This is a genomic window from Streptomyces sp. NPDC087906, from assembly GCF_055584925.1.
On the sequence record NZ_JBVJLC010000001.1, the window covers coordinates 741,365 to 765,610 of the forward strand.

Consider the following 24,246-nt stretch of genomic DNA (forward strand, 5'->3'; position numbering starts at 1 on the left):
CCGCCGGAGCCGGCGGCGCCCGCGTGGGCGGGGCAGCCGGGCGGCGGGCTGACCGGTGCGGTCGGTTCGGTCGGGGTCGTCACGGTGCGCTCTCCGGGGGCAGGTCCGCGCCGCCGGCCGCCGCTGCGACGGCGGACGAGGACAGGGAGTGGAGGTACTCGACCAGCGTGATCAGGACGTACTTGCTGGACGACCGGTCGCGGGCGTCGCACTCCACGAGCGGTACACCGGGCGACAGGTCCAGCGCCTCGCGGATCTGCTGCTCGCTGTGGACGGGACCGCCGAAGTCGTTGCAGGCCACGATGAACGGCGTCCCGTGGTGCTCCAGGCGGTCGATGGCGTACCAGGAGTCGGCGAGGCGCCGGGTGTCGACGAGGACGACGGCGCCGAGCGTCCCGGCGAACAGCCGGTCCCACAGGAACCAGAAGCGCTCCTGTCCCGGCGCACCGAACAGGTAGAGCACGGAGCGCTCGTCGAGCGAGATACGGCCGAAGTCGAAGGCGACGGTGGTCGCCGTCTTCGCCCTGAGCCCTTCGAGGCCGCCGAGTTCGTCGATGCCCTCACCCGCGCGGGTCATCGTCTCTTCGGTGTTGAGCGGACGGATTTCACTGACGGAACGGACCATGGTCGTCTTGCCGACGCCGAAACCTCCGACGATGACGATCTTCAGACCGTTGTCGGCCGTGCTGGCCAGCGCCGGCCGGCCGGTGGTCCGTTCAGAGGTTGCGGAGTCCAACGAGCACCTGCTCCAGGATGTCGGGATCGGGAAGTCGGTCGGCCGCGCGGTCGGTGCGCGGGTGCCGGGCGCTGATCCGGCCGGTGTCCTGCAGGTCGCAGAGCATGATCCGGACGATGCTGACGGGCAGCTTCAGTTCGGCCGCGATCTCCACCACGGCCGTCGGGCGGCCGCACATGCGCAGGATCGCGGCGTGCTCGGACTGCATGCCCGGAGTCCGCTCCGACTCCGCGACCACGAGCGTCACCAGGTCGAACGTGTCCGAGTGGGGCCGGCTGCGCCCTCCTGTGAGGGTGTACAGCCGGTCGGGCGAATCGTCCCGACCGGGCCGGCTCATACCGGCACGCCGCCTTCTTCGGACGTGCGCGGGGGAGTGCTGAGATGGTCGCCGAGCTGCTCGACCAGCTCGCTCATGTTGTGTCCGACGAGGCCGACGTCGGAGTCCTCGGCGGCCACGACGGCGAGATGCGCGCCGCTGCCGGCCTCGACGATCAGCAGGACGCCGCCGTAGAACTCGGCCATGGCGGACCGTACGCCGCCCGCGCCGTTGCCGAACTCGACGGACGCGCCGTGCGAGAGGCTCTGGATGCCGGCGGCGATGGCGGCGAGCTGGTCGGCCTGGTCGACGGACAGCTCGGGCGTGCGGCACAGCTTCAGTCCGTCGCGGGACAGGACGAGCGCGTGGCGCGCGCCCGGGGTGCGCTGGAGCAGGTTCTCCAGGAGCCAGTTGAGCTTCTCGTCGGTGGGGGTGCCGGTCATCGAGTGGTGCCTTCCGTGGTCGTGGAAGAGGGCTGGTCGGCCTGGTGGGCCTGGTGGCTCGGGGTGACCTGATCGGCCTGGTGGGTCTGGTGGGTCTGGTCGCTCGGGTCGCTCGCGTCCGCCGGTGCGGGCTGGTCGGTCTGGTCGGCCTGTGCGGCGGACGCGGCGGACGCGGTCTTCGCCTGGGCGGGCCGTACGGCGTCGCGGAAGCGGCCGAACCGGGTCGCCTGCGTGGTGGAGGAGTCCGCCGGCGGCGCGGCGTCGGCGGCGCGGGCCGCCGCTGCTTCAGCGGCGCCGGTACGTGCCTGGGCGGCGGCGAGCGTACGGCCGCGACGGCGCTTGGGCAGCCCGCTGTCGCCGACCTCCGCGTTGGCGGGTGCGTCCGCGGCGGGTACGTCTACGGCCGGTACGCCCGCAGCCGGTACCTCCGCCGCCGGTGGGTCCGCGACCGGTATCGGGCGGCGGGTGGGCAGTACGGCCGTCTCCGCCGGGGCAGTCGTACGCCGGGCGGGTGCGGCGACGGGGGCCGCCGCCGGGGCCGTCACCGGCGCCGGGCCCTCCCGGTGGAGCTGGGTCAGCACCTCCTGCGGCAGCATCAGCAGCGCGCCCGTCCCGCCGCGCGCCGAGGGCCGGAAGGACACGGTGAGCCCGTGCTTGCGCGCCAGCCGGCCGACGACGGCGAGTCCGAGCCGGGTGCCGGAGAAGCCCGTGAGGTCCGACTGCTCGCTGCCCACGGCGCGTTCGGCGCGGCGCAGTTGCACGTCGCTCATGACCAGGCCGCTGTCCTCGACGGTGATGACGATCCCGGCGGGGACCTCCTCCACGTACACATGGACCTCGGCCGTGGGCGGCGAGAAGTTGGCCGCGTTGTCGAGGAGTTCGGCGAGCGCGTGCATGACGCCCTCGGCGGCGTGGCCCGCGACGGCCGCTTCGCTGGTGGAGTGCAGCCGCACCCGCTGGTAGCCGGCGATGCGGCCCATGGCGCCGCGCAGGATGGACTCCATCACGATGGGCTTCGCCCAGCGCCGTCCGGAGCGCGCGCCGGTCAGTACGGCGACGGAGTCGGCGAGCCGGCCCGCCTGGGCCGTGCGGTGGTCGAGGTGCAGCAGGTCGGCCAGGACGTCCTCGTCGGCGTGCCGGTTCTCCATCTCGCGGAGGTCGGCGAGCATGCCGGTCGCGAGTGCCTGCATACGTCCTGCGGCGTTGGAGCTGACGGAGATCGCGGCGGCGCGTCTGGCGGCGCTCTTGGCCGCCTCGTCGAAGGCGCGCCGGATGTCGGCCTCGCCCCTGCGGGTCTCCTCCTTCGCCGCGACGGCCTCGGCGGCGAACTGGTCGACTCGTGCGGTGAGCGTCTCGTTGCGCTCGCGGAGCTGCCGGGCCGTCCACAGGGCGTGGGCGGCGACGGTGACCGCGGCGGTCAGCGCGACGGCCGCCGCACCTGAGCCCCAGGCCAGCGGCGTCTGTACGGACGCGGGGGCGGCGGAGACGGCCCAGAGACACAGGAGGGCGCTGACTGCGGCCGATATCAGCAGGGCCGGTGCTGTGGGCCGGAGTGAGGGGCGCAAATCGGCTACCTCGTAAAGAAGGGGGACAGGGGGGGCGATCGGTCGGCGACGAACTGAAGTGCTGAGGTGCGGAAGTGCGGAAGTGCGGAAGCGCTGAAGGGCTGAAGGGCTGAAGAGAGGTGCTGCTGATGTTGAATAATGATCAAACCGTGCTCACTATAGGAGAATTGACGATCAGTTTGGGAGCTTCCTGTTGGGATTCTTCTGTGCTGGAGCTGTGCTACCGGTGTGCCATACGTGACGAAACGGGCTCCTGTTTCGCTTTAGGGGGCATCCTGGAGCCATGGCTGAGCAGCGGAGTACGGCAGCGGCGACGGCGAGGACGGCGACGGCGCTCGCGCGGGAACTGCGGAGAGCGGTGCGCGGCGATGTGGAGTTCGGGGTGGCCGCGCGCGCACTGCACACGATGGACGCGTCCAACTACCGGCGGGTGCCGGTCGGCGTCGTCGCACCCCGCGACGCGGCGGACGTGGCGGCGGCGCTCGCCGTCTGCCGCGAGCACGGGGTGCCGGTGGTGGCACGCGGCGCAGGCACCTCCATCGCCGGGCAGGCCACGGGCGTCGGGGTGGTCCTCGACTTCACCCGCCACATGCGCGAGATCCTCGCCGTGGACGAGCGGGCCCGTACCGCCGTCGTCCAGCCGGGCGTCGTCCTGGACGACCTGCGCGCCGCCGTACGGCCCCACGGGCTGACCTTCGGACCCGATCCGTCCACGCACAGCCGCTGCACGCTCGGCGGGATGATCGGCAACAACTCCTGCGGATCGCACTCGGTCGCCTGGGGGACGACGGCCGACAACGTCCACGCCCTGTCCGTCACCACCTACGGCGGCCGGCCGCTGGAGCTGGCCAAGGGCTGGGGCGGGGCGGGCGGCGCGGACGGCGCCCCCGAGGGGCTGCGCGAGCTGGTCGACCGCAACCTCGCCCTGCTGCGCACCGGCTACCCCACCGGGCTGCCCCGCCGGATCTCCGGCTACGCCCTGGACGCCCTGCTGCCCGAGGCGGGCGTCGACATCGCCCGCGCCTACTGCGGCAGCGAGGGCACGCTCGGTGTGCTCACCGAAGCGACCGTACGGCTCGTGGAAGCGCCCGCCGCACGCGCGCTCGCCGTCATCGGCTACGCCGACGAGAGCGCGGCGGCCGAAGCGGCGGCGGGGCTGCTCCCGTACCACCCGCTGACCGTCGAGGGCATGGCGGAAGACCTGGTCAGCCCCGGCCACGACCTGCCGCGCGGCGGCGCCTGGCTGTTCGTGGAGACCGGCGGTACGACACCGGCCGAGGCGCGCGCACGCGCCGCCGAGATCCTGGGCGCCGCCGACGCGCTGGACGGCCGTGTCGTCACCGACCCGGCGGGGCAGCGCGCGCTGTGGCGGGTACGGGAGGACGCGTCCGGCACGGCGACCCGGATGCCCGACGGCAGCGAGGCGTGGCCCGGCTGGGAGGACTGCGCTGTGCCGCCCGCCCGACTCGGCCCGTACCTGCGGGAGTTCCGCGCGCTGCTCGCCCAACACGGCCTGCGCGGAACGCCGTACGGGCACTTCGGCGACGGCTGCATCCATGTCCGCATCGACTTCGACCTGATGAGCGAGGACGGCGTACGGCGCTTCCGCGCCTTCTCGCAGGACACGGCCGAACTGGTCGTCGCATACGGCGGCTCGCTGTCCGGGGAGCACGGCGACGGCCTCGCACGCGCCGAGCTGCTGCCGAAGATGTACGGCGACGAACTGGTCGCCCTCTTCGGCCGGTTCAAGGACCTGTGGGACCCGGCGGGCGGACTGAACCCCGGCGTACTGGCCCGCCCGGCACGGCTCGACGAGAACCTGCGCTTCGCCGTACTGCCCCGGCGGCCGGTCGACGTGGCCTTCGGCTACCCGCACGACGGACCGGCCGGGGGTGACTTCTCGGCGGCGGTACGACGCTGCGTGGGCGTCGCCAAGTGCCGTGTCGCCGGGCCGAGTTCAGGCGCGGAGGTGATGTGTCCCTCGTTCCGCGCGACGGGCGAGGAGCAGCACTCCACCCGCGGTCGCGCCCGGCTGCTGCACGAGATGCTGGCGGGCGACGCGAGCGGCCACGGCGGCAGCGGCCCGGCCGGGAGTGGGACCGGCGGGAGTGGGACCGGCGGGAGCGTGACTGACGGGAGTGTGACTGACGGGAGTGTGACCGGCGGGAACGTGCCAGACGGCATCGTCACCGACGGCTGGCGCTCGACGGAGGTGCGGGACGCGCTCGACCTGTGCCTGTCCTGCAAGGGCTGCCGCAGCGACTGCCCGGTGGGCGTCGACATGGCCACGTACAAGGCGGAGTTCCTGCACCACCACTACCGGGGCAGGCGCAGGCCCCTGGCGCACTACTCGATGGGCCTGCTGCCGCGCTGGCTGCGGGTGGCGGCGCCGTACGCCCGGCTGCTCAACGCGGGCGCACGCCTCGCGCCGCTGGCGGCGCTCGCGAAGCGGCTCGGCGGGATCGCCCCGGAGCGTACGATCCCGCGGCTGGCGCCCGAGACGTTCACCCGCTGGTGGCGGCGGCACACGAAGGGCCGGTCGACGGAGCAGGTCCGTACCGCCGTGCTGTGGCCCGACACCTTCACCGACCACCTCTCGCCCTCGGTCGGCCGGGCCGCCGTACGCGTGATGGAGGCGGCCGGGATGGGACTTGTCGCGCCGCCGGACGGCGGCCGGGTGTGCTGCGGCCTGACGTACGTCTCCACCGGCCAGCTCGACCGGGCGCGTACGGTCATGCGCCGCACGCTCGACGTCATGGAACCCCTGCTGGACGAGGGGCTGCCGGTGGTCGTCCTGGAACCGAGCTGCGCCGCCGCGCTGAAGACGGACCTGCCGGAGCTGCTGGGCGACGACCCGCGCGCCGCGCGACTGGCCGCGTCCGTGCGTACCTTCGCGCAGGCGCTGGAGGAGTGCGCGGGGGACTGGCAGCCGCCCCGCGTCGACCGCCCGGTGGCCGGGCAGACCCACTGCCACCAGCATGCGGTGCTCGGCGAAGCCGCCGACCGCAGACTGCGCGAACAGGCCGGTCTCACCGGCGAGTTGAGCGGCGGCTGCTGCGGTCTCGCGGGCAACTTCGGTTTCGAGAAGGGCCACTACGACGTGTCGGTGGCCTGCGCCGAGGACCAACTGCTGCCTGCGGTACGGGCGGCGGGGGAGGGTACGGAGCTGCTGGCGGACGGCTTCTCGTGCCGTACCCAACTGGAGCAACTGGCGGGACGCGAGGCGCACCACCTGGCGGAGGTGCTGGCACGGGCCCTGGACGCGCAGTCCTGAAACGCGACGACGCCGGGGCGACGACGCCGGGGCGGGGATGGCAGCCATCCCGGCCCCGGCGCCCCAAGTGGTGCCCTACGCCTTGGCCTCGGCCTCGGCGGGCTCCTTGCTGAAGGCCGCCGCCGTGGTCCGCAGCGGCACTTCCTTGATGAACATGGCCAGCACGAACGCGATCACCAGCACGGCCGCACCCACCAGGAACGCGACGGATATCGCCCCGGTGAAGCCCACCTTGAACGGCTGCGCCAGCGCCGGGTCGAGATGGCTCAGGAACGAGGTGTCGTTGAGCGTGCCCGCCGACCCCGACGAAGCCGATGTCAGGGTCTTGAGCTGGTCCGGATGGGCCTTGGCCGCCGCCTGGAAGGCGGCGCTGCCGCGCGCGTCGGCGAACGCCGAGCTGATCTTGTCGCCGACGATCGAGTAGACGATCGACAGGAAGACGGCGACGCCCAGGGTGCCGCCCATCTGCCGGAAGAACGTCGTGGACGAGGTCGCGACCCCGATGTCCCTCGGTGACACGGCGTTCTGCATGGCCAGCACGATGGTCTGCATGTTCAGACCCAGCCCGGCGCCGACCACGAACATCGCGAAGTCCGTGTAGACCAGACCGCTGTCGGCCTTGAGCTGCCACAGCAGCAGCATGCCGATCACCAGCAGCCCGCCGCCGATGATCGGGAAGATCTTGTAGCGCCCGGTGCGCGAGGTGATCTGACCCGCCACGACCGAGAGCGACATGATGCCGAGCACGAGCGGCAGGGTCAGCAGCCCTGCCTTCGTCGGGGAGTTGCCCTTGACGAGCTGGAGGTAGAGCGGCAGCAGCGTGATGCCGCCGAACATGCCGATACCGATGATCAGCGACTGCGCGGCCCCGACGGAGAAGACGCTGTTGCGGAACAGCCGCATGGGCAGCAGCGCCTCGTCCCCCGCGCGCCGTTCGGCGAACAGGAACGCGACGATGCCGACGACGCCGATGATGTAGCAGGTGACCGAGGAACCGGCACCCCAGCCCCAGGTCCTGCCCTGCTCGGCGACGATCAGCAGCGGGACGAGCGCGACCATCAGGCTCACGGCGCCCGCGAAGTCGATACGGTGCTTGCGCGGCGTGTGCTCCAGGTGCAGGACCTTGGTCACGACGACCAGCGCGCCGATGCCGATCGGGACGTTGATGAGGAAGATCCAGCGCCAGCCGTCGATGCCGGCGAGCGAGTCCTGTCCGGCCAGCGCGCCGCCCACGACCGGGCCGAGGACGCTGGACGTACCGAAGACGGCCATGAAGTAGCCCTGGTACTTGGCACGTTCACGCGGCGGGATGATGTCGCCGATGATCGCGAGGGCCAGCGAGAACAGACCGCCGGCGCCTATGCCCTGGAAGGCGCGGAAGGCGGCGAGCATGTACATCGACGTGGACAGCGTGCACAGCGCGGAGCCCGCGATGAAGACAGCGATGGCGAAGATGAAGAACGGCTTGCGCCCGTACTGGTCGGACAGCTTGCCGTAGAGCGGCGTCGCGATCGTCGAGGTGATGAGGAAGGCCGTGGTCACCCACGCCTGTGCGGTGAGCCCGTTGAGGCTCTCGCCGATCTTGTAGATCGCCGTCGAGACGACGGTCTGGTCGAGTGCTGCGAGAAACATGCCCAGGAGCAGCCCGGACAGGATCACCAGGATCTGACGGTGCGTATAGCCGGTCCGGTTCGCCTCCCCGGGGATCTCCGGGCCGGCGTTGGCCGATGCGGCGCCGGCGGTGGTACTCATTGCCTGGTCTCCTCTCGACCCGCCGGTCGGACCGTGGTCCTGTCGGTGCCGGCGAGTGCGGTCTTGTAGGTCTCGAAGTCGTCGATGAACCGCGTCAGCAGCGCGGAGAGCTGGTTGCGGTCGTGGCTGTTCCAGGTGTGCAGCATCCGGTCGTAGTGCAGATCCCGTAGCTGCTTGCGGTCGGCGACCGCCTGCCGGGCCTTGTCGGTCGCCAGCAGCAGGCTGGCACGGCCGTCCACGGCGTCGGCGCGGCGCTCCACGAAGCCGTCGCGCACGAGCTGCGCGACCTGCCGGCTCACCGTGGACGGGTCGGACTGCACCAGGCCAGCGAGGCCCTTGAGGCGCATGGGGCCGTGCGTGACGAGCGTCCCCATCAGCAGTTGGGCCGACCAGTCGACATCGTGGCGGGCCTTGTCCAGCATGTGCGCGCGGGTCCTGACGAACAGGTTCATCAGCCGCTCCACTCCCTCCGCGAGCGGAGTGACGTGTCCGTCGTCGTCGCCCATGCCGCTGTCCCCTCCCCGGCGGTGCTGGATAACTTGCATGTGCCATGCAAGTGCCTGATTCGGGCAACTATATCGGTCGATGACCGCTACACCTACTGCGTTTTCCTGAGTGCATTACGTTGGACTGCGAGTCCGGTATGGTGAACTGGCAGTACGGGGCGCGTGGGGAGGATTTCGGTGGAAGAGCCGCGAACGGGCACAGTGGGCACGGCGGCGGGTGCGCCGGGTGCGCCGGGTGCGGCGGCGTCGGCTCCTGCGGTGCCGGGTGCCACTGCTGCCGCGGGTGCCGCGGGTGCCACGGCTGTCACGGCTGTCACGCCGCCCGGCGGCGGCCACAGCTCCCTCGGCTCGCTCGCGCTCGTCGTGTCCGGTGGGCTCTCCGTCCAGTTCGGCGCGGCTGTCGCCGTCCTGCTGATGCCGCGGGCCGGCGCCCTCGGTGTCGTGTCCCTGCGACTCGCGCTCGCCGCCGTCGTGATGCTGGTCGTGTGCCGGCCGTCCCTGCGCGGCCACTCGCGCGCCGACTGGGGGACGGTCCTGGCGTTCGGCGCCGTGATGGCCGCCATGAACTGCAGCTTCTACCAGGCCGCCGACCGCATCCCGCTCGGCGCGGCGGTGACCCTGGAGGTCCTCGGCCCGCTCGCGCTCTCCGTGATCGTCTCCCGCCGACTGGTCAGCGTCGTGTGGGCCGGATGCGCGCTCGCCGGGGTGGTGCTGCTCAATGGCGGTACGTTCGACCGGCTCGACCCGCTGGGTACGGCGTTCGGGCTCGGCGCCGGCGCCATGTGGGCGGCGTACATCCTCTTCAGCGCGCGTACCGGGCGGCGCTTCCCGCAGGCCGACGGGCTCGCGCTGGCCATGGCGGTCGGCGCCGTGCTGGCGATGCCGCTGGGCATCGCCGAGTCCGGGGCGAAGCTGGTGGTGCCGTCCACGCTGGGGCTCGCGCTCTGCGTCGCGGTCATGTCGTCCGTCCTGCCCTACACGCTGGAACTGCTGGCCCTGCGGCGGCTGCCCGCCCAGACGTTCGCGGTGCTGATGAGCCTGGAGCCCGCCATCGCCGCCGGCGCCGGCTTCCTCGTACTGCACCAGGCGCTGTCCGCGCTGGACGCGCTGGCCATCGCGCTGGTGATCGCCGCCAGCATCGGCGCGGTACGCGGCCAGTTGCGCAACCGGCCGGGCGCGAATCGTCGTAAAGAGCAAACCAAGCATGCTTGATTGTTTCTGCGGGCACTGCCATGCTCCGGGACACGCACACCGCCGTGTTGTCCCGAGGGGAGTTCGCCCGTGGCCGACCCTGTCGCCGTCCTTGACGATCTGCGCGGCGAGAGCGCCGAACTCGACCGGCTGGTAGGGGAGCTGAGCCCGGCGGACTGGGCGCTGCCGACCTCGGCCGAGGGCTGGACGATCGCCCACCAGATCGCCCATCTGCACTGGACCGACACGGCCGCCCTGCTCGCCGTGACCGACGAGGCCGCCTTCGCGGGGGAGGCGGCGAAGGCCCTGGCCGCCCCCGACTCCTTCGTGGACGACGGCGCCGAAGCCGGCGCCGTACACCCGCCGGCCGAGCTGCTCGACCACTGGCGCACCGGCCGCGAACAACTCCAACTGGCCCTGCGCGAGGCGCCGTCCGGCGCGCGCTTCCCCTGGTACGGGCCGCCGATGAGCACCGCCTCGATGGCGACGGCCCGGCTGATGGAGACCTGGGCGCACGGCCTGGACGTCGCGGACGCCGTGGGCGTCACCCGGCCACCGACCCCCCGGCTGCGGCACGTCGCCTGGATCGGCGTACGGGCCCGCGACTACGCCTATCTCGTACGCGGCGAGCAGCCACCCGCCGAGCCGTTCCGGGTGGAGGTCACAGGACCGGCGGGCGAGCTGTGGACGTACGGGCCCGAGGACGCGCCCCAGCGGATCACCGGCCCCGCGCTCGACTTCGCCCTGCTGGTGACCCAGCGTGCCCACCGCGCGGATCTCGCACTGCGGGCGGACGGCGCCGACGCCGACCACTGGCTCGACATCGCCCAGGCGTTCGCGGGCCCACCGGGGCCCGGCAGACCGCGGAAGGGCGGGCGATGAGCGTGGCCGACTCCACCCCGGGCGCCCCCGAGGCCCCCGGCACCTCCGGCACCTCCGGCATTCTCCGGATCGGGAACGCGTCCGGCTTCTACGGCGACCGGTTCGACGCCCTGCGCGACATGCTCACCGGCGGCCAACTCGACGTCCTCACCGGGGACTACCTCGCCGAGCTGACCATGCTGATCCTCGGCCGCGACCGGCTGAAGAACCCGGAAGCCGGTTACGCGAAGACCTTCCTGCGCCAACTGGAGGACGGTCTCGGGCTCGCCCACGAGCGTGGCGTGAAGCTCGTCGCCAACGCGGGCGGGCTGAACCCGGCGGGGCTCGCCGCCGCTGTGCGGGTGCTTGCCGAGCGGGTCGGCGTGCCGGTCAATGTCGCCCATGTCGAAGGCGACGACCTGCTCGCGCGCGGCGGCTGGGGGGAGGGCGTGCTCACCGCCAACGCCTATCTCGGCGGCGCCGGTATCGCCGCGTGCCTGCGGGCCGGCGCCGATGTCGTGGTCACGGGCCGGGTCACCGACGCCGCCCTCGTCACAGGACCGGCCGCAGCGCACTTCGGCTGGGGTCCCGAGGATCTCGACGCGCTCGCCGGGGCCGTCGTCGCCGGGCACGTACTGGAGTGCGGGACCCAGGCGACCGGCGGCAACTACTCCTTCTTCCGGCAGCACGACATCCGCCGTCCCGGCTTCCCGCTCGCCGAGATCCACGCCGACGGCTCGGCGGTCGTCACCAAGCACGACGGCACCGGCGGCGTCGTCGATGTCGGCACCGTCACCGCGCAGTTGCTGTACGAGACGGCCGGCGCCCGGTACGCGGGACCTGACGTCACCGCGCGCCTCGACACCGTACGGCTGTCGCAGCAGGGCCCCGACCGGGTCAGGATCGACGGCGTACGCGGCGAACCGCCGCCGCCCACCCTCAAGGTGGGGCTCACCCGCATCGGCGGCTGGCGCAACGAAGTCGTGTTCGTCCTCACCGGACTCGACATCGACGCCAAGGCGCGGCTGGTACGCGAGCAGGTGACGGACGCGTTCGCCCGCGCCAAGCAGGCCCCGGCGGAGGTGCGTTGGGAACTGGCGCGCACCGACAGCCCCGACGCCGCGACGGAGGAGACGGCCAGCGCCCTGCTGCGGCTCGTCGTACGGGACAGCGATCCGGACGCGGTGGGGCGTGCGGTGAGCGGCGCCGCGATCGAGCTGGCGCTGGGCAGTTACCCGGGCTTCCATGTGACGGCGCCACCGGGCAAGGGAGCGCCGTACGGGGTCTTCGAAGCGGCGTACGTCGACGCTGGCGAGGTGGCGCACACGGCAGTGCTGCCGGACGGGCGCCGTGTGCGAGTGCCATCTCCGCCACGTACAGCCGTACGTGAGCCGGTGCCGCCCGTCGCCGTGCCGCCCGACTCGCTGCCCGTCGCCCCGCTGCCCGACCCGCTGCCCGCCGGGCTACCCGTCCGCTCAGCTCCCCTCGGGCTCATCGCCGGTGCCCGCAGCGGCGACAAGGGCGGCGACGCCAACGTCGGGGTCTGGGCGCTGACCGAGGACGCCTGGCGCTGGCTGGCGCATGAGCTGACCACCGACCTGTTTCGCGAACTGATACCGGAGGCGCGGGAGTTGGCGGTCGAAAGGCATGTGCTGCCCCATCTGCGCGCCCTGAACTTCGTCGTGACGGGCCTGCTCGGCGAAGGGGTAGCCGCGGCTGCCCGGTTCGACCCGCAGGCCAAGGCGCTCGGCGAGTGGCTGCGCTCCCGGCACGCCGACCTACCGGAGGTTCTGCTGTGACCGTCCTCGCATCGGCCCTGGATCCCGCGTCCGGCGAACACACCGCCAACCGCGCGGCGATGCTCGCCAAGCTCGCCGAACTGGACGCCGAACACGCCAAGGCCCTCGCGGGCGGCGGTGCGAAGTACGTCGCCCGGCACCGCGAGCGCGGCAAGCTGCTGGCGCGGGAGCGGATCGAGTTGCTGCTCGACCCCGACACCCCGTTCCTCGAACTGTCGCCGCTCGCGGCGTGGGGGAGCGACTACCCCGTGGGCGCCTCGATGGTCACCGGGATCGGTGTGGTCGAGGGCGTCGAGTGCCTGATCACCGCCAACGACCCGACCGTACGCGGCGGTTCGTCGAACCCGTGGACGCTGAAGAAGGCCCTGCGCGCCAACCAGATCGCCTTCGAGAACCGGCTGCCGGTCATCAGCCTGGTCGAGTCGGGCGGCGCCGATCTGCCGTCCCAGAAGGAGATATTCATCCCCGGCGGGGCGCTCTTCCGCGACCTGACGCGGCTGTCGGCCGCCGGCATCCCCACCGTCGCCGTCGTCTTCGGCAACTCGACGGCGGGCGGCGCCTACGTACCCGGGATGTCCGACCACACCGTCATGATCAAGGAGCGGTCGAAGGTCTTTCTCGGCGGACCGCCGCTGGTGAAGATGGCCACGGGCGAGGAGAGCGACGACGAGTCGCTGGGCGGCGCCGAGATGCACGCCCGTACGTCGGGGCTCGCCGACCACTTCGCCGAGGACGAGCCGGACGCGCTCCGCCAGGCCCGCCGTATCGTCGCCCGGCTCAACTGGCGCAAGGCGCACCCGGATCCTGGTCCTGCCGAACCGCCCACGTACGACGAGGACGAGCTGCTGGGCATCGTCCCCGGCGACCTGAAGATCCCCTTCGACCCGCGCGAGGTGATCGCGCGGATCGTGGACGGCTCGGACTTCGACGAGTTCAAGGCGCTGTACGGGCCGAGCCTGGTGACCGGCTGGGCGCGGCTGCACGGCTATCCGGTGGGCGTACTGGCCAACGCCCAGGGCGTGTTGTTCAGCGCGGAGTCGCAGAAGGCGGCGCAGTTCATCCAACTCGCCAACCAGCGCGACATTCCGCTGCTGTTCCTGCACAACACCACCGGCTACATGGTCGGCAAGGAGTACGAGCAGGGCGGCATCATCAAACATGGCGCAATGATGATCAACGCCGTCGCCAACTCGAAGGTCCCGCATCTGTCGGTGCTGATGGGCGCCTCGTACGGGGCCGGGCACTACGGCATGTGCGGCCGGGCGTACGACCCGCGCTTCCTGTTCGCGTGGCCGAGTGCCAAGTCGGCGGTGATGGGCCCGCAGCAACTCGCCGGTGTGCTCTCGATCGTGGCGCGCGCCTCGGCGGCGGCGAAGGGCCGGCGATACGTCGACCAGGCTGCCGAGGGCGACGCGGCGCTGCGCGCGATGGTGGAGGCGCAGATCGAGTCGGAGTCGCTGCCCGCGTTCCTGTCCGGGCGGCTGTACGACGACGGGGTCATCGACCCGCGCGACACCCGCACGGTCCTTGGCCTGTGCCTGTCCGCCATCCACACCGCCCCGGTCGAGGGCGTGCGGGGCGGCTTCGGCGTCTTCCGGATGTGAGGGCTTCCCCCATGATCTCCACCACGATCGAGTCTGTCCTTGTCGCGAACCGCGGCGAGATCGCCTGCCGCGTCTTCCGCACCTGCCGCCAACTGGGCATCGGCACCGTGGCGGTGTTCTCCGACGCCGACGCCGAAGCGCTGCACGTCCGCGAGGCGGACGCGGCGGTACGGCTGCCGGGCTCGGCGCCGTCCGACACCTACCTGCGCGGCGATCTGATCGTGAAGGCGGCGCTGGCGGCAGGCGCCGACGCGGTCCACCCCGGGTACGGATTCCTGTCCGAGAACGCGGAGTTCGCCCAGGCCGTGCTCGACGCGGGCCTGGTGTGGATCGGGCCGCCGCCCGCCGCGATCGAGTCGATGGCGTCGAAGACGCGGGCGAAGGAGCTGATGGGCGCGGCGGGCGTCCCCCTGCTCGCCCCGGTCGATCCGGCCGAGGCGACCGAGCGGGATCTGCCGCTGCTGCTGAAGGCGGCTGCGGGCGGCGGCGGCCGAGGTATGCGCGTCGTACGGTCGTTGGCCGCGCTCTCCGAGGAGTTGACGGCGGCGCGCGCCGAGGCGCGGTCCGCCTTCGGGGACGGCGAGGTCTTCGCCGAGCCGTACGTGGCAGACGGCCGCCATGTCGAAGTCCAGATCCTCGCCGACGCGCACGGCACGGTGTGGGCGCTCGGCACCCGCGACTGCTCGCTGCAACGCCGACACCAGAAGGTCATCGAGGAGTCCCCTGCTCCAGGACTGCCGCCCGAGTTGCGCACGGCCTTGGCGGAGGCGGCGGTCACGGCGGCCCGCGCCGTCGGCTACCGGGGCGCGGGCACCGTCGAGTTCCTGGTCTCGGCGGCGGCCCGGCCGTACTTCCTGGAGATGAACACCCGGCTCCAGGTCGAACACCCGGTCACCGAAGAGGTGTTCGGCCTCGACCTGGTGGCCCTGCAACTCGCGGTGGCGGAAGGCACGCACCTCCCCGCCGAACCGCCGGAGCCGACCGGCCACGCGGTGGAGGCGCGGCTGTACGCGGAGGACCCGGCGGCCGACTGGACCCCGCAGACAGGCCAGTTGCACACGCTCTGCGTTCCGGCGACGACCGCCACGGGCGGCGGGGGCGCCCGCGTCCGGGGCGGCGCCCGCGTCCGTATCGACAGCGGCTACGCCGACGGCGACACCATCGGCGTCCACTACGACCCCATGCTCGCCAAGGTCATTGCCTGGGCCCCGACCCGCGAGGCCGCGCTGCGGCTGCTGCGGACCGCGTTGCGCCGGGCGAGAGTGCACGGGCCCCTGACCAACCGGGAGTTGCTCGTACGGTCCCTCGGCCACCCGGACTTCGTGGCGGGCCGCTTCGACACCGGTTTCTACGGACGCCATCTGCCCGAACTCACCACGCCGGCACCGGGCGAGGACATCGCGGCCGTCGCGGCGGCGCTCGCGGACGCGGCCCGGCAGCGGGCGGGCGGTACGAGCGTCACCGCGCGGCTCGGCGGCTGGCGGAACGTACCGTCGCAGCCGCAGGTGCGGACGTACGGCGGGCACGAGGTGCGGTACCGCGCCACCAGGGACGGCTTCGCCGTGGAGTGCGCGGGCACCGACCCGGCGATCCGGGTCGTCGCTGCCCACCCGCGCCAGGTGCGGCTGGAAGTGGACGGCGCGGTACGGCACTTCGACGTCGCCCGGCACGGCGGACAGGTGTACGTCGACACCGCCGCAGGCTCGTACCGCCTCGTCGTCGAGCCGCGCTTCGCCGACCCGCTCGCCCGCACCGGCCCCGGATCGCTGCTCGCGCCGATGCCCGGGACGGTCGTACGGGTCGCGGACGGGCTCGCGGAAGGCAGCACCGTCACCGCGGGGCAGCCGCTCATCTGGCTGGAGGCGATGAAGATGGAACACCGGATCGTCGCCCCCGCCTCCGGCACCCTCACCGCTCTCCACGCCGCCCCCGGCCGCCAGGTCGAGGTAGGCGCCCTGCTCGCCGTCGTTGCCGGTGACGCACCGGTCGCCGGTGACGCACCGGTCGCCAGTGGCGCGCCCGTTGCCAGTGACGCACAGGAGGACACGTCCGCATGAGCGACCACACTCTCGTCGAGACCGAAGAACAGACCGCGCTGCGCGCCGCCGTCGCCGCGCTCGGCCACCGCCACGGCCGCGGCTACGACCGGGCCACCCTGTGGGAGGAGGCCGGAAAGCTCGGCTATCTCGGGGTGAACCTGCCCGAGGAGTACGGCGGCGGGGGCAGCGGTCTGGCCGAACTGTCCATAGTCCTGGAGGAGTTGGGCGCGGCCGGCTGCCCGCTGCTGCTGATGATCGTGTCCCCGGCCATCTGCGGCACCGTCATCGCCCGCTTCGGCACCGACGCGCAGAAGCGGCAGTGGCTGCCGGGGCTCGCCGACGGCTCCCTCACGATGGCCTTCGGCATCACCGAACCCGACGCGGGGTCCAACTCCCACCGCATCACCACCACCGCCCGCAGGGCGCAGAGCGGCGAAGGCTGGATACTCGACGGCCGCAAGGTCTTCGTCTCGGGCGTCGACATCGCGGACGCCACCCTCATCGTGGGCCGCACCGAGGACGCCCGTACCGGCAGGCTGAAGCCGTGCCTGTTCATCGTCCCGCGCGAGGCGCAGGGCTTCCGGCGCTCCCAGATCGACATGGAACTCACCGCGGTCGAGAAGCAGTTCGAGCTGGTGCTGGACGACGTACGCCTCCCGGCCGACGCGCTCGTCGGCGACGAGGACGCGGGCCTGCTGCAACTCTTCGCCGGGCTCAACCCGGAGCGCGTCATGACCGCCGCGTTCGCGATCGGCATGGGCCGGTACGCGCTCGCCAAGGCCGTCGACTACGCGAAGACCCGCCAGGTCTGGAAGGAACCCATCGGCGCCCACCAGGCCATCGCCCACCCGCTGGCCCAGGCCCACATCGAACTGGAACTGGCCCGCCTGATGATGCGCAAGGCGGCGTACCTGTACGACGCCGGCGACGACGCGGGCGCGGGCGAGGCGGCGAACATGGCCAAGTACGCGGCGGGCGAGGCCTGCGTGAAGGCCGTGGACCAGGCCGTACAGACCCTGGGCGGCAACGGCCTGACCCGCGAGTACGGCCTGGCGTCCCTGATCACGGCGTCCCGGGTGGCCCGTATCGCTCCCGTGAGCCGGGAGATGATCCTGAACTACGTCTCGCATCAGACCCTCGGCCTGCCGAAGTCGTACTGACCTACCCGTCCGTGAGCGCCCGCGTCATGCGGTCCAGGTCTTCGAGGAGGCCGGGCAGGCGGTCCGCCGGGATCGTGCTGATCATGCGCGCCTCGATCGCGTAGACCGCCACCCGCGCCGCGTGCAGCAGGCGGCGGCCCTCGTCCGTGAGGGTGGCGGGGCGGGCGCGGCCGTGGTCGACGGTGGCGGGGCGGGTCAGCAGGCCCGCGTCCTGGAGGCCGCGCAGGACGACGTTCATGGACTGGCGGGTCACGAACGTGGCGCGGGCGAGTTCGGCGTTGGACAGGCCGGGGCGGGCGGCCAGCACTTCCAGGCAGGAGTACTGCGGGACGGTGAGGTCGTACGCGCGCAGCGCCTGGTCCATGGCGCCGCGCAGCGCGGCGTGTGCGCCCTTGAGCCGGTAGCCCACATGGTCGAGCACGTCGTCGGCCGGATGAGGTGGTAGCTCCTGCGAACTTTCCTGCATGTCCATATTTTGACACCCCAGGGGATCGGGTTTAGCGTCGAGTATGTCAAAGTCCTGACATTACTTCGAGGAGCACCCCATGTCTGCGAGCATCGACGGCCCCGACTTCATCGCCCTCCAGGTGCGCGACCTGGAAGCCGCCGCCACGTTCTGCGAGAAGAACCTCGGTCTGCGCCGCACCCCCGCCTCGCCGCCCGGCGCGGTCGTCTTCGACACCAAGCCGGTCCCCCTGGCGGTGCGCGAGCCGCTGCCCGGCACCGATCTGGACTCCGGCCGGCCCGGCCTCGGCGTCGCCCTGTGGTTCGCCACCGCCGACACCCAGGCCCTGTACGACCAGCTCACGGCGAACGACGTCACGATCCTGACCCCGGTCACCCCGAGCCCGTTCGGTCCGATGTTCTCCTTCGCCGGTCCCGAGGGGTACGTCCTGACCGCGCACCAGGCGGGCTGACGGCCGTGGCCACCGCCTCCTTCACCCCCGCCGGACCGTTCTCGCTGTCCGCCGCCGTCCGCTACCTGGAGAGCTTCACCCCGGCGTCCTACGACGACGCCCCCGACGGTGTGCTGCGGCTGGCGTTCCCTTCGGACGACGGCGAGGCCGTCGTCGGATGCGCCCTGCGGCAGAAGGAGGGCGTGGACGGGGCGGACGGGACCGACTCCTCCGTCGTGCACGCCGAGTACACCGTCCTCGTCGGCGGGCAGGAGACCTCGCCCGCCGCCGGTACGTCCGCCGCCAAGGCGGTCCGGGCGCAGATCGCCCGGATCCTCTCCCTCGACGTGGACGCCACCGATTTCCCCGCCCTGGCCGGCGCCGACCCCGTCGTCGCCGACCTTCAGGCCGAGTTCCCCGGCCTGCGGCCCGTCCTCTTCTACTCGCCGTACGAGGCAGCCGCCTGGACGATCATCGGCAACCGCATCCGCAGGACCCAGGCCGCCCGCGTCAAGGCCCGGCTGGCCGAAGAACACGGCCAGGCCGTCGACGTCGCCGGCCGCAGGCTCCACGCCTTCCCCGCCCCTTCGGTGCTGCGCCGACTCGACCAGTTCCCCGGCCTCACCGGCATCAAGGTCGAGCGGCTGCGCGCACTGGCCGAAGCGGCGCTGGACGGGCGCCTCGACGCCGCTCAACTGCGCGCTCAGCAAGCTGAGTCCGCCCAGGCCGAGCTGCAAGAACTGCCGGGCGTCGGACCGTTCTCCGCCCAGCTCGTCCTGATCCGGGGGGCCGGACACCCCGACTTCTTCCCCGACCACGAACCGCGGCTGTACGAAGCGATGGCGGCCGCGTACGGCCTCGACGCCGTCACGGCCGCCGACACGCGGCGCCTCGCCTCGATCGCGGACGCCTGGCGCCCGTACCGCAGTTGGGTCGCCCTGCTCCTGCGCGCCGGTTACGCCGGGTCGCCGTTGAACGTGGCCGTCGACCAGAAGTAGCCGAGCACCGCGAGCCCCACGCACCAACCCAGCGCGAGCCAGCCGTTGTTGCCGATCCCGGTGCCGAGCAGCAGACCGCGCAGGGTCTCGATGGCGGGGGTGAAGGGCTGGTACTCGGCGATCGGCCGGAACCAGCCGGGCATGGTGTCGACGGGGATGAACGCGCTGGACAGCAGCGGCAGCAGGATCAGCGGCATGGCGTTGTTGCTGGCGGCCTCGGCGTTGGGGCTGATCAGGCCCATGCCCACGGCGATCCAGGTGAGCGCGGTGGCGAAGAGCACGAGCAGGCCGAAGGCGGCGATCCACTCCAGGACGGTGGCGTCGGTGGAGCGGAAACCGATGGCCACGGCGATGGCGCCGACGAGGACGACACTGGCGATCGACTGCAGCACACTGCCGATGACATGGCCGACGATCACGGAGCCGCGGTGGATGGCCATGGTGCGGAAGCGGGCGATGATGCCCTCGGTCATGTCGTTGGAGACGGAGACCGCCGTCCCGATCGTGGTGCTGCCGATGGTCAACAGCAGCAGGCCGGGGACGATGTAGGCGATGTAGTCGGAGCGGTCGGCGCCGCCACCGCCGATGCCCGCGCTCATCACGTCGCCGAAGATGTAGACGAAGAGCAGCAGCAGCATGATCGGTGTGAGCAGCAGGTTCAGGGTCATGGACGGATAGCGCCTGGCGTGCAGGAGATTGCGGCGCAGCATCGTGGACGAGTCGCGCACGGCGAGGGAGAGGGCACTCATCTGACAGCCTCCTCAGGCTGGTTGGCGGAGCCGGGCCGGCCTGCGGAGCCGGGCCGGCCCACGGACCCGGGCTGGTTCGGTACCGCGGGTCCGGTCAGGGCGAAGAAGACGTCGTCCAGGTCGGGGGTGTGCACGCTCAGTTCCGCCGCCTCGACACCGGCGGCGTCGAGCCGGTCGAGGACGGCGCGCAGCGCGCGCTGGGTGCCGTCGCTGGGGATCTGCAGCGACAGCGCCTCGTCGTCGCGGACGGCCTCGCCGACGGCGGAGGCGGCGGACCGGTAGGCGGCCGGGTCGGTGAAGCGGAGCCGGACGTGCCCGCCGGGGACGAGCCGCTTCAGCTCGTCGGCGGTGCCTTCGGCGGCGATCTTGCCGTCGTGCAACACGGCGATGCGGTCGGCGAGTTCGTCGGCCTCGTCCAGGTACTGGGTGGTGAGCAGGACGGTGACCCCGTCGGCGACGAGCCCGCGGATGATCTGCCACATGGTGTGGCGGGAGCGCGGGTCGAGGCCGGTGGTGGGCTCGTCGAGGAAGATGATCCGCGGGTCGCCGACGAGCGTCATGGCGATGTCGAGACGGCGCTTCATACCGCCGGAGTAGGTGGAGGCGGGCTTCTTCGCCGCCTCCACCAGGTCGAAGCGCGCCAGCAGTTCGGCGGCGACCCGCCGCCCCTCGGGCTTCGGCAGATGGTGCAGGTCGGCCATGAGGAGCATGTTCTCCTCGCCGGTGATCAGACCGTCCACCGCCGAGAACTGCCCGGTGACACCGATCGCGGCGCGTACGGCCTGGGCGTCGGTGGCGAGGTCGTGGCCGCCGACGCGGACCGGACCGGAGCCGGGCCCTGGGGAGATGAGGGTGGAGAGGATCTTGACGGCGGTGGTCTTGCCCGCGCCGTTCGGGCCGAGCAGGGCGAAGACCGTTCCTTCGGGGACGGTCAGGTCGACCCCGTCGAGCACGACCTTGTCCCCGTAGGACTTGCGCAGTCCGCTCGCGGCGATGGCCGGGCCGGTCATGGTGGGTTGCTCCTTCAACACGGTGGGTCGCTCCTTCAACGGACTGCTCCTTCAGAGGCTGCGGGCGGTGATGTCGCCGTAGGTGGTGGTCGCGTGGATGTCCAGGACGGCGGAGACGGGGGCAGGGGTGTCGAACTTCTGCATCGTGCTCTCCTTCGCGTTGTTTCCGCTGATGGAAAGCTACGTTGCGTTTATGGATCCGGCAACGGATTCATTGCGAATGAAGCACATACTCCCAGCTAGAAGCCAATATATCGTTGCAACGGGCCTGAATCTAACGCAACGTCGAAGGGTCGAGCGTTGCAATGGGTGAAAAGTGAACGCTATGCTCAGGACGTCAAGGACACGCCACAGCACGAAGGAGACCGCGATGCCGGGCGGCAGGCTCACCGAGCAGGAACGCCGGCAGATCGCGCTGGGACTGGCCGACGGCCTGGCCTACGCGGAGATCGCCAGAGGCCTCGACCGGCCGACCTCGACGGTCACGCGCGAAGTGCTGCGCAACGGCGGCCCGGCCGGCTACCGCGCCGATCTGGCCCACCGCGCCACCGAACGCCGCACCCACCGGCGCAGACAGTCCGCGCCCCAGGGCCCGCGGCCACTCCCGCAGCCGGACGGGCGCGATGCCGAGGCCGTGCGCGAGTACGAGGAGGCGTTCACCACCGTCCTCATGCAGTCGGGGCTGCCCAAGATGATGTCCCGGGTGCTGGTCTGCCTCTTCCTCGCCGACTCCGGCAGCCTCACCGCCGCCGAACTCGTCCAGCGCCTCCAGGTCAGCCCGGCGTCCGTCTCGAAGGCGATGGCGTTCCTGGAGAGCCAGGGCCTCGCCCGCAGGGAACGCGACGAACGCCGCCGCGAGCGCTACTTCGTCGACGAGGACGTCTGGTACGAGGCGACGATGGCCAGCGCCCGCGCCAACGACCAACTCGTCGCGACGGCCCGCCAGGGCGTCGCCGTCCTCGGCCCCGGCACCCCGGCCGCAGCCCGCCTCGAAAACATCGCCCGCTTCCTCGACTTCGTCTCCGAAGGCATCGTCCGCGCGGCGGAACAGGCCCGCGAAGTCCTGTACACGCAAGCGGAAACGCCGCCGGGCGGCTGATTGGGCGGGTCGCGGGTCTCCCCAAGCCGTACCGGCGGCCGGGGTGATTCTGAGTGTGCTCTGCGCCCACGCGCAGAACTCATCAGACATGGCGGGCTGAAAGGCGGCTTCGCGGCCGTCTGGCCAGGACAGTTGGAAGGGTCTGAGTCCTCCGACGATCTGCACGCCGATAGGAGGCGACTGAGCTTGGGCTGCGCCAACCTTTGCACCCGAGGGCAGGTCGTCGAGATCGCGGGAGCCGGCCTCGACGGACGTCCCCGAAAGTATTTGCTACGAACGAGGCAATCGGCCGACGGCAGGTCAACGCCGCTTCCCCTCCGCCGGCTTGCGCCCCACCTGCATCGACCGTGACATACGTGGTTCGGCCAAGTCCCAAGCGCCGAGGTTGTCGGGTTCACGAGCCACGTGGGGCGCCGATACACTCCGCGCACCAGTCACCAGATCGGCGGCAGGTGCGGCGCTGTTCGTCCGTCGGCGTCGGCATGCTCAGGGGTCAACGTGTCTTACTCCGCTCGCTTGTCAGTGCTCCTGTGAACAGGGGTCTCCATGAGTTCGTTGAGTCAACGCATCAGGTTTGGACGACAGGCTCTGTTATTACGCCTTGAGTACCAGCGACGCCGTCGGTCCGCAGCGGGCACGGACGATCCTGCGAACACGCTCATGCGGGACGGGCTGCTGGTACTGCCCGAATACTTCGACGCGGCGCAAGTCGGTTTGATGAAAACAGCAGTTCCTGGGATTGAAGAATGCAAGCTTTCCTCCGAGGGTACGCTGACACGTTTTTATTCCGACGCGGCGCGGATTCCGGAGCTGAGTCCGTTCTTCGCGTGCGACCTCATCACCGACACCATGCGGCAAGTTCTCGGCCCCGCAGCGGTTATGCATCGCTCTACAGTGCAGTATCGGATTGTGGAAGGCCACACCGGTGCCTTCGAGCACTTCTTCCACATCGATACCTGGCGTCCCCGTTACAAGGCGTTTCTCTACCTTGTCGATGTGACCGAGGACAACGGTCCCTTCACCTACATACCGAGAACGCACTACGGGGCCTGGCGCCGGAGCTATGAACGCGACATCGCGCGCGTCTTCCAGGCCGGCCCGGACGGGTACATCCACGACGACGCCTCGGCCTACGTGGGCTGCCTCTGGCCCCACGAACAGGCCGCGCTGAGCGTCCGCCTGCGTACTCAACCCCGCACCGTCACCGGTAAGGCCGGAACGCTGATTCTCTTCGACGCCAGGGGGCTGCACCGGATCCGCCCTCTGGTGCACGCTCCCCGGATCATCCTCTCCAGTTACTGGATCCGGGAGGGGCAGCACACGTGACCGAGTCCGTGCCGACCGGCCTCACTCTTGCCGGTGAACTCGACGTTCCTGTGCACGACTTCACGCCTTCCGAGGGAGCACGCGGACGCTCCGTCTACCTCCAGGGTCAACTGCACGCCAACGAGAGCGCTGCCATGCTCGTGCTGCACGAACTGGTCCGCAAGCTGCGGTCGAGACCGCCCGCGAATCGGGTACGCGTGGTTCCCAACGCAAATCCGATCGGCTGGGCCCGCTACCTGGCCTCCAGTTCCACCGGGCAGGGCCGGATCTCCGCGGGCGGTACCAACTGGAACCGTATGTTCATGGACCCGCGCGAACCGGGTGGCACAGCGGATACGGCCCTTGCCACCGCTCTCTGGCGCCTTTCCGATGCCTACGACGTCATCATCGACGTACATACCCCCGAGTCCGGCTGGCCTCATCTCTACGCGACATCGCCCAACCGTCGGCTCGCCACTCTGGACGACATCCCGCACGTCCTGTACGGCGCTCCGGTACCGGGGCCGTTCGACGAGTGTCATCTGCGCCTGCGGGACAGCGGAGACGGCGCCGTGTGGACCGCCGTAACCCTGGAGATCCCCAGCTACGAGATCCCCACGACCTCGCTGGTGACCCACTGGTCGGATCGATTGATCGCTGAGATCGACGCACAGGCGCAGCGGTCCGAGGCGTCCGGCACGCCCGAGCACTCGGGCGCCATGATGGACCTGATTCCCGGCATTTCAGGGGCCGTTGTCCTGGACTGCCGTCCGGGGGAAGCGCTGACTGCTGGTTCGCCTGTACTGACGGTCCACGGTAGGAAGGGCGAGGCTGAAACCCTGACCGCGCCATGGGACTGCATTCCGGTCTGCTTTCGCAGAGCGACGCTGGTCGAGGCTGGATACTGGGCGTGCAGAGCGATCAAGCTTCAATGAAAATAATC

General features: G+C 71.3%; 21 protein-coding genes. 12 read left to right on the top strand and 9 right to left on the bottom strand.

Annotated features, from left to right (window positions below):
* Window positions 1–79: 79 nt before the first annotated feature.
* From ACZ63I_RS03285 to ACZ63I_RS03300, 4 genes are read right to left on the bottom strand one after another with little or no spacing between them, the layout of a single operon-like run.
* The gene (locus ACZ63I_RS03285; RefSeq protein WP_469334826.1) at window positions 80–736 is read right to left on the bottom strand and encodes a GTP-binding protein; all 657 of its coding nucleotides are present in this window, start codon (window positions 734–736) and stop codon (window positions 80–82) included.
* Window positions 717–1,073 carry a DUF742 domain-containing protein gene (locus ACZ63I_RS03290; RefSeq protein WP_041988464.1) on the bottom strand — a complete coding sequence of 119 codons (357 nt, stop codon included), beginning with the start codon at window positions 1,071–1,073 and terminating at the stop codon, window positions 717–719. The genes ACZ63I_RS03285 and ACZ63I_RS03290 overlap by 20 nt, the downstream gene beginning before the upstream one ends.
* Entirely contained in the window at window positions 1,070–1,495 is a 426-nt protein-coding gene (locus ACZ63I_RS03295; protein WP_469334828.1) for a roadblock/LC7 domain-containing protein, read from the bottom strand. Before ACZ63I_RS03295 ends, ACZ63I_RS03290 begins: the two co-directional genes overlap by 4 nt.
* Window positions 1,492–3,060: an ATP-binding protein gene (locus tag ACZ63I_RS03300; protein WP_469334829.1), complete on the bottom strand. Its 1,569-nt coding sequence runs from the start codon at window positions 3,058–3,060 to the stop codon at window positions 1,492–1,494. Before ACZ63I_RS03300 ends, ACZ63I_RS03295 begins: the two co-directional genes overlap by 4 nt.
* A gap of 283 nt (window positions 3,061–3,343) precedes the next feature.
* Here ACZ63I_RS03300 and ACZ63I_RS03305 point away from each other — a divergent pair, with 283 nt between their 5' ends.
* Window positions 3,344–6,334 (top strand): FAD-binding and (Fe-S)-binding domain-containing protein, encoded by a 2,991-nt coding sequence (locus ACZ63I_RS03305; protein WP_469334831.1) that lies wholly within the window; start codon window positions 3,344–3,346, stop codon window positions 6,332–6,334.
* 75 nt (window positions 6,335–6,409) lie between these two features.
* Here ACZ63I_RS03305 and ACZ63I_RS03310 read toward each other — a convergent pair whose 3' ends face one another.
* Both ACZ63I_RS03310 and ACZ63I_RS03315 read right to left on the bottom strand, forming a co-directional pair.
* Complete coding sequence (locus ACZ63I_RS03310) at window positions 6,410–8,086, bottom strand: MDR family MFS transporter (RefSeq protein WP_469334833.1); 1,677 nt, start codon at window positions 8,084–8,086, stop codon at window positions 6,410–6,412.
* Complete coding sequence (locus ACZ63I_RS03315) at window positions 8,083–8,592, bottom strand: MarR family winged helix-turn-helix transcriptional regulator (RefSeq protein ID WP_469334835.1); 510 nt, start codon at window positions 8,590–8,592, stop codon at window positions 8,083–8,085. Before ACZ63I_RS03315 ends, ACZ63I_RS03310 begins: the two co-directional genes overlap by 4 nt.
* A gap of 177 nt (window positions 8,593–8,769) precedes the next feature.
* Between ACZ63I_RS03315 and ACZ63I_RS03320 the strand changes: the two genes are divergently transcribed.
* The 6 genes from ACZ63I_RS03320 (at window position 8,770) to ACZ63I_RS03345 (ending at window position 17,246) form a co-directional block, all read left to right on the top strand.
* The gene (locus tag ACZ63I_RS03320; protein ID WP_469334836.1) at window positions 8,770–9,804 is read left to right on the top strand and encodes an EamA family transporter; all 1,035 of its coding nucleotides are present in this window, start codon (window positions 8,770–8,772) and stop codon (window positions 9,802–9,804) included.
* Between the two features lie 69 nt (window positions 9,805–9,873).
* Window positions 9,874–10,665 (top strand): TIGR03084 family metal-binding protein, encoded by a 792-nt coding sequence (locus tag ACZ63I_RS03325; RefSeq protein ID WP_469334838.1) that lies wholly within the window; start codon window positions 9,874–9,876, stop codon window positions 10,663–10,665.
* Window positions 10,662–12,443, top strand: coding sequence for an acyclic terpene utilization AtuA family protein (locus ACZ63I_RS03330; protein ID WP_469334839.1), 1,782 nt, complete (start codon window positions 10,662–10,664; stop codon window positions 12,441–12,443). The genes ACZ63I_RS03325 and ACZ63I_RS03330 overlap by 4 nt, the downstream gene beginning before the upstream one ends.
* Window positions 12,440–14,047, top strand: a complete 1,608-nt coding sequence (locus tag ACZ63I_RS03335; RefSeq protein WP_469334841.1) for an acyl-CoA carboxylase subunit beta — start codon at window positions 12,440–12,442, stop codon at window positions 14,045–14,047. Before ACZ63I_RS03330 ends, ACZ63I_RS03335 begins: the two co-directional genes overlap by 4 nt.
* Before the next feature lie 11 nt (window positions 14,048–14,058).
* Window positions 14,059–16,104, top strand: a complete 2,046-nt coding sequence (locus ACZ63I_RS03340) for an acetyl/propionyl/methylcrotonyl-CoA carboxylase subunit alpha (protein WP_469334842.1) — start codon at window positions 14,059–14,061, stop codon at window positions 16,102–16,104.
* Complete coding sequence (locus tag ACZ63I_RS03345) at window positions 16,101–17,246, top strand: acyl-CoA dehydrogenase family protein (RefSeq protein ID WP_469334844.1); 1,146 nt, start codon at window positions 16,101–16,103, stop codon at window positions 17,244–17,246. Before ACZ63I_RS03340 ends, ACZ63I_RS03345 begins: the two co-directional genes overlap by 4 nt.
* A 1-nt stretch (window position 17,247) precedes the next feature.
* Here ACZ63I_RS03345 and ACZ63I_RS03350 read toward each other — a convergent pair whose 3' ends face one another.
* Window positions 17,248–17,712, bottom strand: coding sequence for a MarR family winged helix-turn-helix transcriptional regulator (locus ACZ63I_RS03350; protein WP_469334845.1), 465 nt, complete (start codon window positions 17,710–17,712; stop codon window positions 17,248–17,250).
* A 79-nt stretch (window positions 17,713–17,791) separates the two neighbouring features.
* On the opposite strand from ACZ63I_RS03350, the gene ACZ63I_RS03355 reads away from it, so the two are divergent.
* The gene (locus tag ACZ63I_RS03355; protein ID WP_469334847.1) at window positions 17,792–18,163 is read left to right on the top strand and encodes a VOC family protein; all 372 of its coding nucleotides are present in this window, start codon (window positions 17,792–17,794) and stop codon (window positions 18,161–18,163) included.
* Between the two features lie 5 nt (window positions 18,164–18,168).
* A complete protein-coding gene (locus tag ACZ63I_RS03360; RefSeq protein ID WP_469334849.1) occupies window positions 18,169–19,140 on the top strand; it encodes a DNA-3-methyladenine glycosylase family protein in 972 nt (323 codons plus the stop codon).
* Here ACZ63I_RS03360 and ACZ63I_RS03365 read toward each other — a convergent pair.
* Both ACZ63I_RS03365 and ACZ63I_RS03370 read right to left on the bottom strand, forming a co-directional pair.
* Window positions 19,098–19,889: an ABC transporter permease gene (locus ACZ63I_RS03365; RefSeq protein WP_469334851.1), complete on the bottom strand. Its 792-nt coding sequence runs from the start codon at window positions 19,887–19,889 to the stop codon at window positions 19,098–19,100. The two genes, ACZ63I_RS03360 and ACZ63I_RS03365, sit on opposite strands and share 43 nt — an antisense overlap.
* Window positions 19,886–20,899, bottom strand: coding sequence for an ATP-binding cassette domain-containing protein (locus ACZ63I_RS03370; RefSeq protein WP_469335538.1), 1,014 nt, complete (start codon window positions 20,897–20,899; stop codon window positions 19,886–19,888). The genes ACZ63I_RS03365 and ACZ63I_RS03370 overlap by 4 nt, the downstream gene beginning before the upstream one ends.
* Before the next feature lie 370 nt (window positions 20,900–21,269).
* On the opposite strand from ACZ63I_RS03370, the gene ACZ63I_RS03375 reads away from it, so the two are divergent.
* The 3 genes from ACZ63I_RS03375 to ACZ63I_RS03385 all read left to right on the top strand — a co-directional run bounded on the left by ACZ63I_RS03375 (window position 21,270) and on the right by ACZ63I_RS03385 (window position 24,238).
* Window positions 21,270–21,998 carry a GbsR/MarR family transcriptional regulator gene (locus tag ACZ63I_RS03375; protein ID WP_469335540.1) on the top strand — a complete coding sequence of 243 codons (729 nt, stop codon included), beginning with the start codon at window positions 21,270–21,272 and terminating at the stop codon, window positions 21,996–21,998.
* 660 nt (window positions 21,999–22,658) lie between these two features.
* The gene (locus ACZ63I_RS03380) at window positions 22,659–23,324 is read left to right on the top strand and encodes a phytanoyl-CoA dioxygenase family protein (protein WP_469334853.1); all 666 of its coding nucleotides are present in this window, start codon (window positions 22,659–22,661) and stop codon (window positions 23,322–23,324) included.
* Window positions 23,321–24,238, top strand: a complete 918-nt coding sequence (locus ACZ63I_RS03385) for a M14 family metallopeptidase (protein ID WP_469334855.1) — start codon at window positions 23,321–23,323, stop codon at window positions 24,236–24,238. Before ACZ63I_RS03380 ends, ACZ63I_RS03385 begins: the two co-directional genes overlap by 4 nt.
* Window positions 24,239–24,246 lie beyond the last annotated feature (8 nt).

Coding starts and splice junctions, on each gene's coding strand:
- ACZ63I_RS03290 (WP_041988464.1), bottom strand. CDS start 1,073: ATGAGCCGGCCCGGTCGGGACGATTCGCCCGACCGGCTGTACACCCTC.
- ACZ63I_RS03295 (WP_469334828.1), bottom strand. CDS start 1,495: ATGACCGGCACCCCCACCGACGAGAAGCTCAACTGGCTCCTGGAGAAC.
- ACZ63I_RS03305 (WP_469334831.1), top strand. CDS start 3,344: ATGGCTGAGCAGCGGAGTACGGCAGCGGCGACGGCGAGGACGGCGACG.
- ACZ63I_RS03310 (WP_469334833.1), bottom strand. CDS start 8,086: ATGAGTACCACCGCCGGCGCCGCATCGGCCAACGCCGGCCCGGAGATC.
- ACZ63I_RS03315 (WP_469334835.1), bottom strand. CDS start 8,592: ATGGGCGACGACGACGGACACGTCACTCCGCTCGCGGAGGGAGTGGAG.
- ACZ63I_RS03330 (WP_469334839.1), top strand. CDS start 10,662: ATGAGCGTGGCCGACTCCACCCCGGGCGCCCCCGAGGCCCCCGGCACC.
- ACZ63I_RS03340 (WP_469334842.1), top strand. CDS start 14,059: ATGATCTCCACCACGATCGAGTCTGTCCTTGTCGCGAACCGCGGCGAG.
- ACZ63I_RS03345 (WP_469334844.1), top strand. CDS start 16,101: ATGAGCGACCACACTCTCGTCGAGACCGAAGAACAGACCGCGCTGCGC.
- ACZ63I_RS03350 (WP_469334845.1), bottom strand. CDS start 17,712: ATGCAGGAAAGTTCGCAGGAGCTACCACCTCATCCGGCCGACGACGTG.
- ACZ63I_RS03355 (WP_469334847.1), top strand. CDS start 17,792: ATGTCTGCGAGCATCGACGGCCCCGACTTCATCGCCCTCCAGGTGCGC.
- ACZ63I_RS03365 (WP_469334851.1), bottom strand. CDS start 19,889: ATGAGTGCCCTCTCCCTCGCCGTGCGCGACTCGTCCACGATGCTGCGC.
- ACZ63I_RS03370 (WP_469335538.1), bottom strand. CDS start 20,899: ATGACCGGCCCGGCCATCGCCGCGAGCGGACTGCGCAAGTCCTACGGG.
- ACZ63I_RS03375 (WP_469335540.1), top strand. CDS start 21,270: ATGCCGGGCGGCAGGCTCACCGAGCAGGAACGCCGGCAGATCGCGCTG.
- ACZ63I_RS03380 (WP_469334853.1), top strand. CDS start 22,659: ATGCGGGACGGGCTGCTGGTACTGCCCGAATACTTCGACGCGGCGCAA.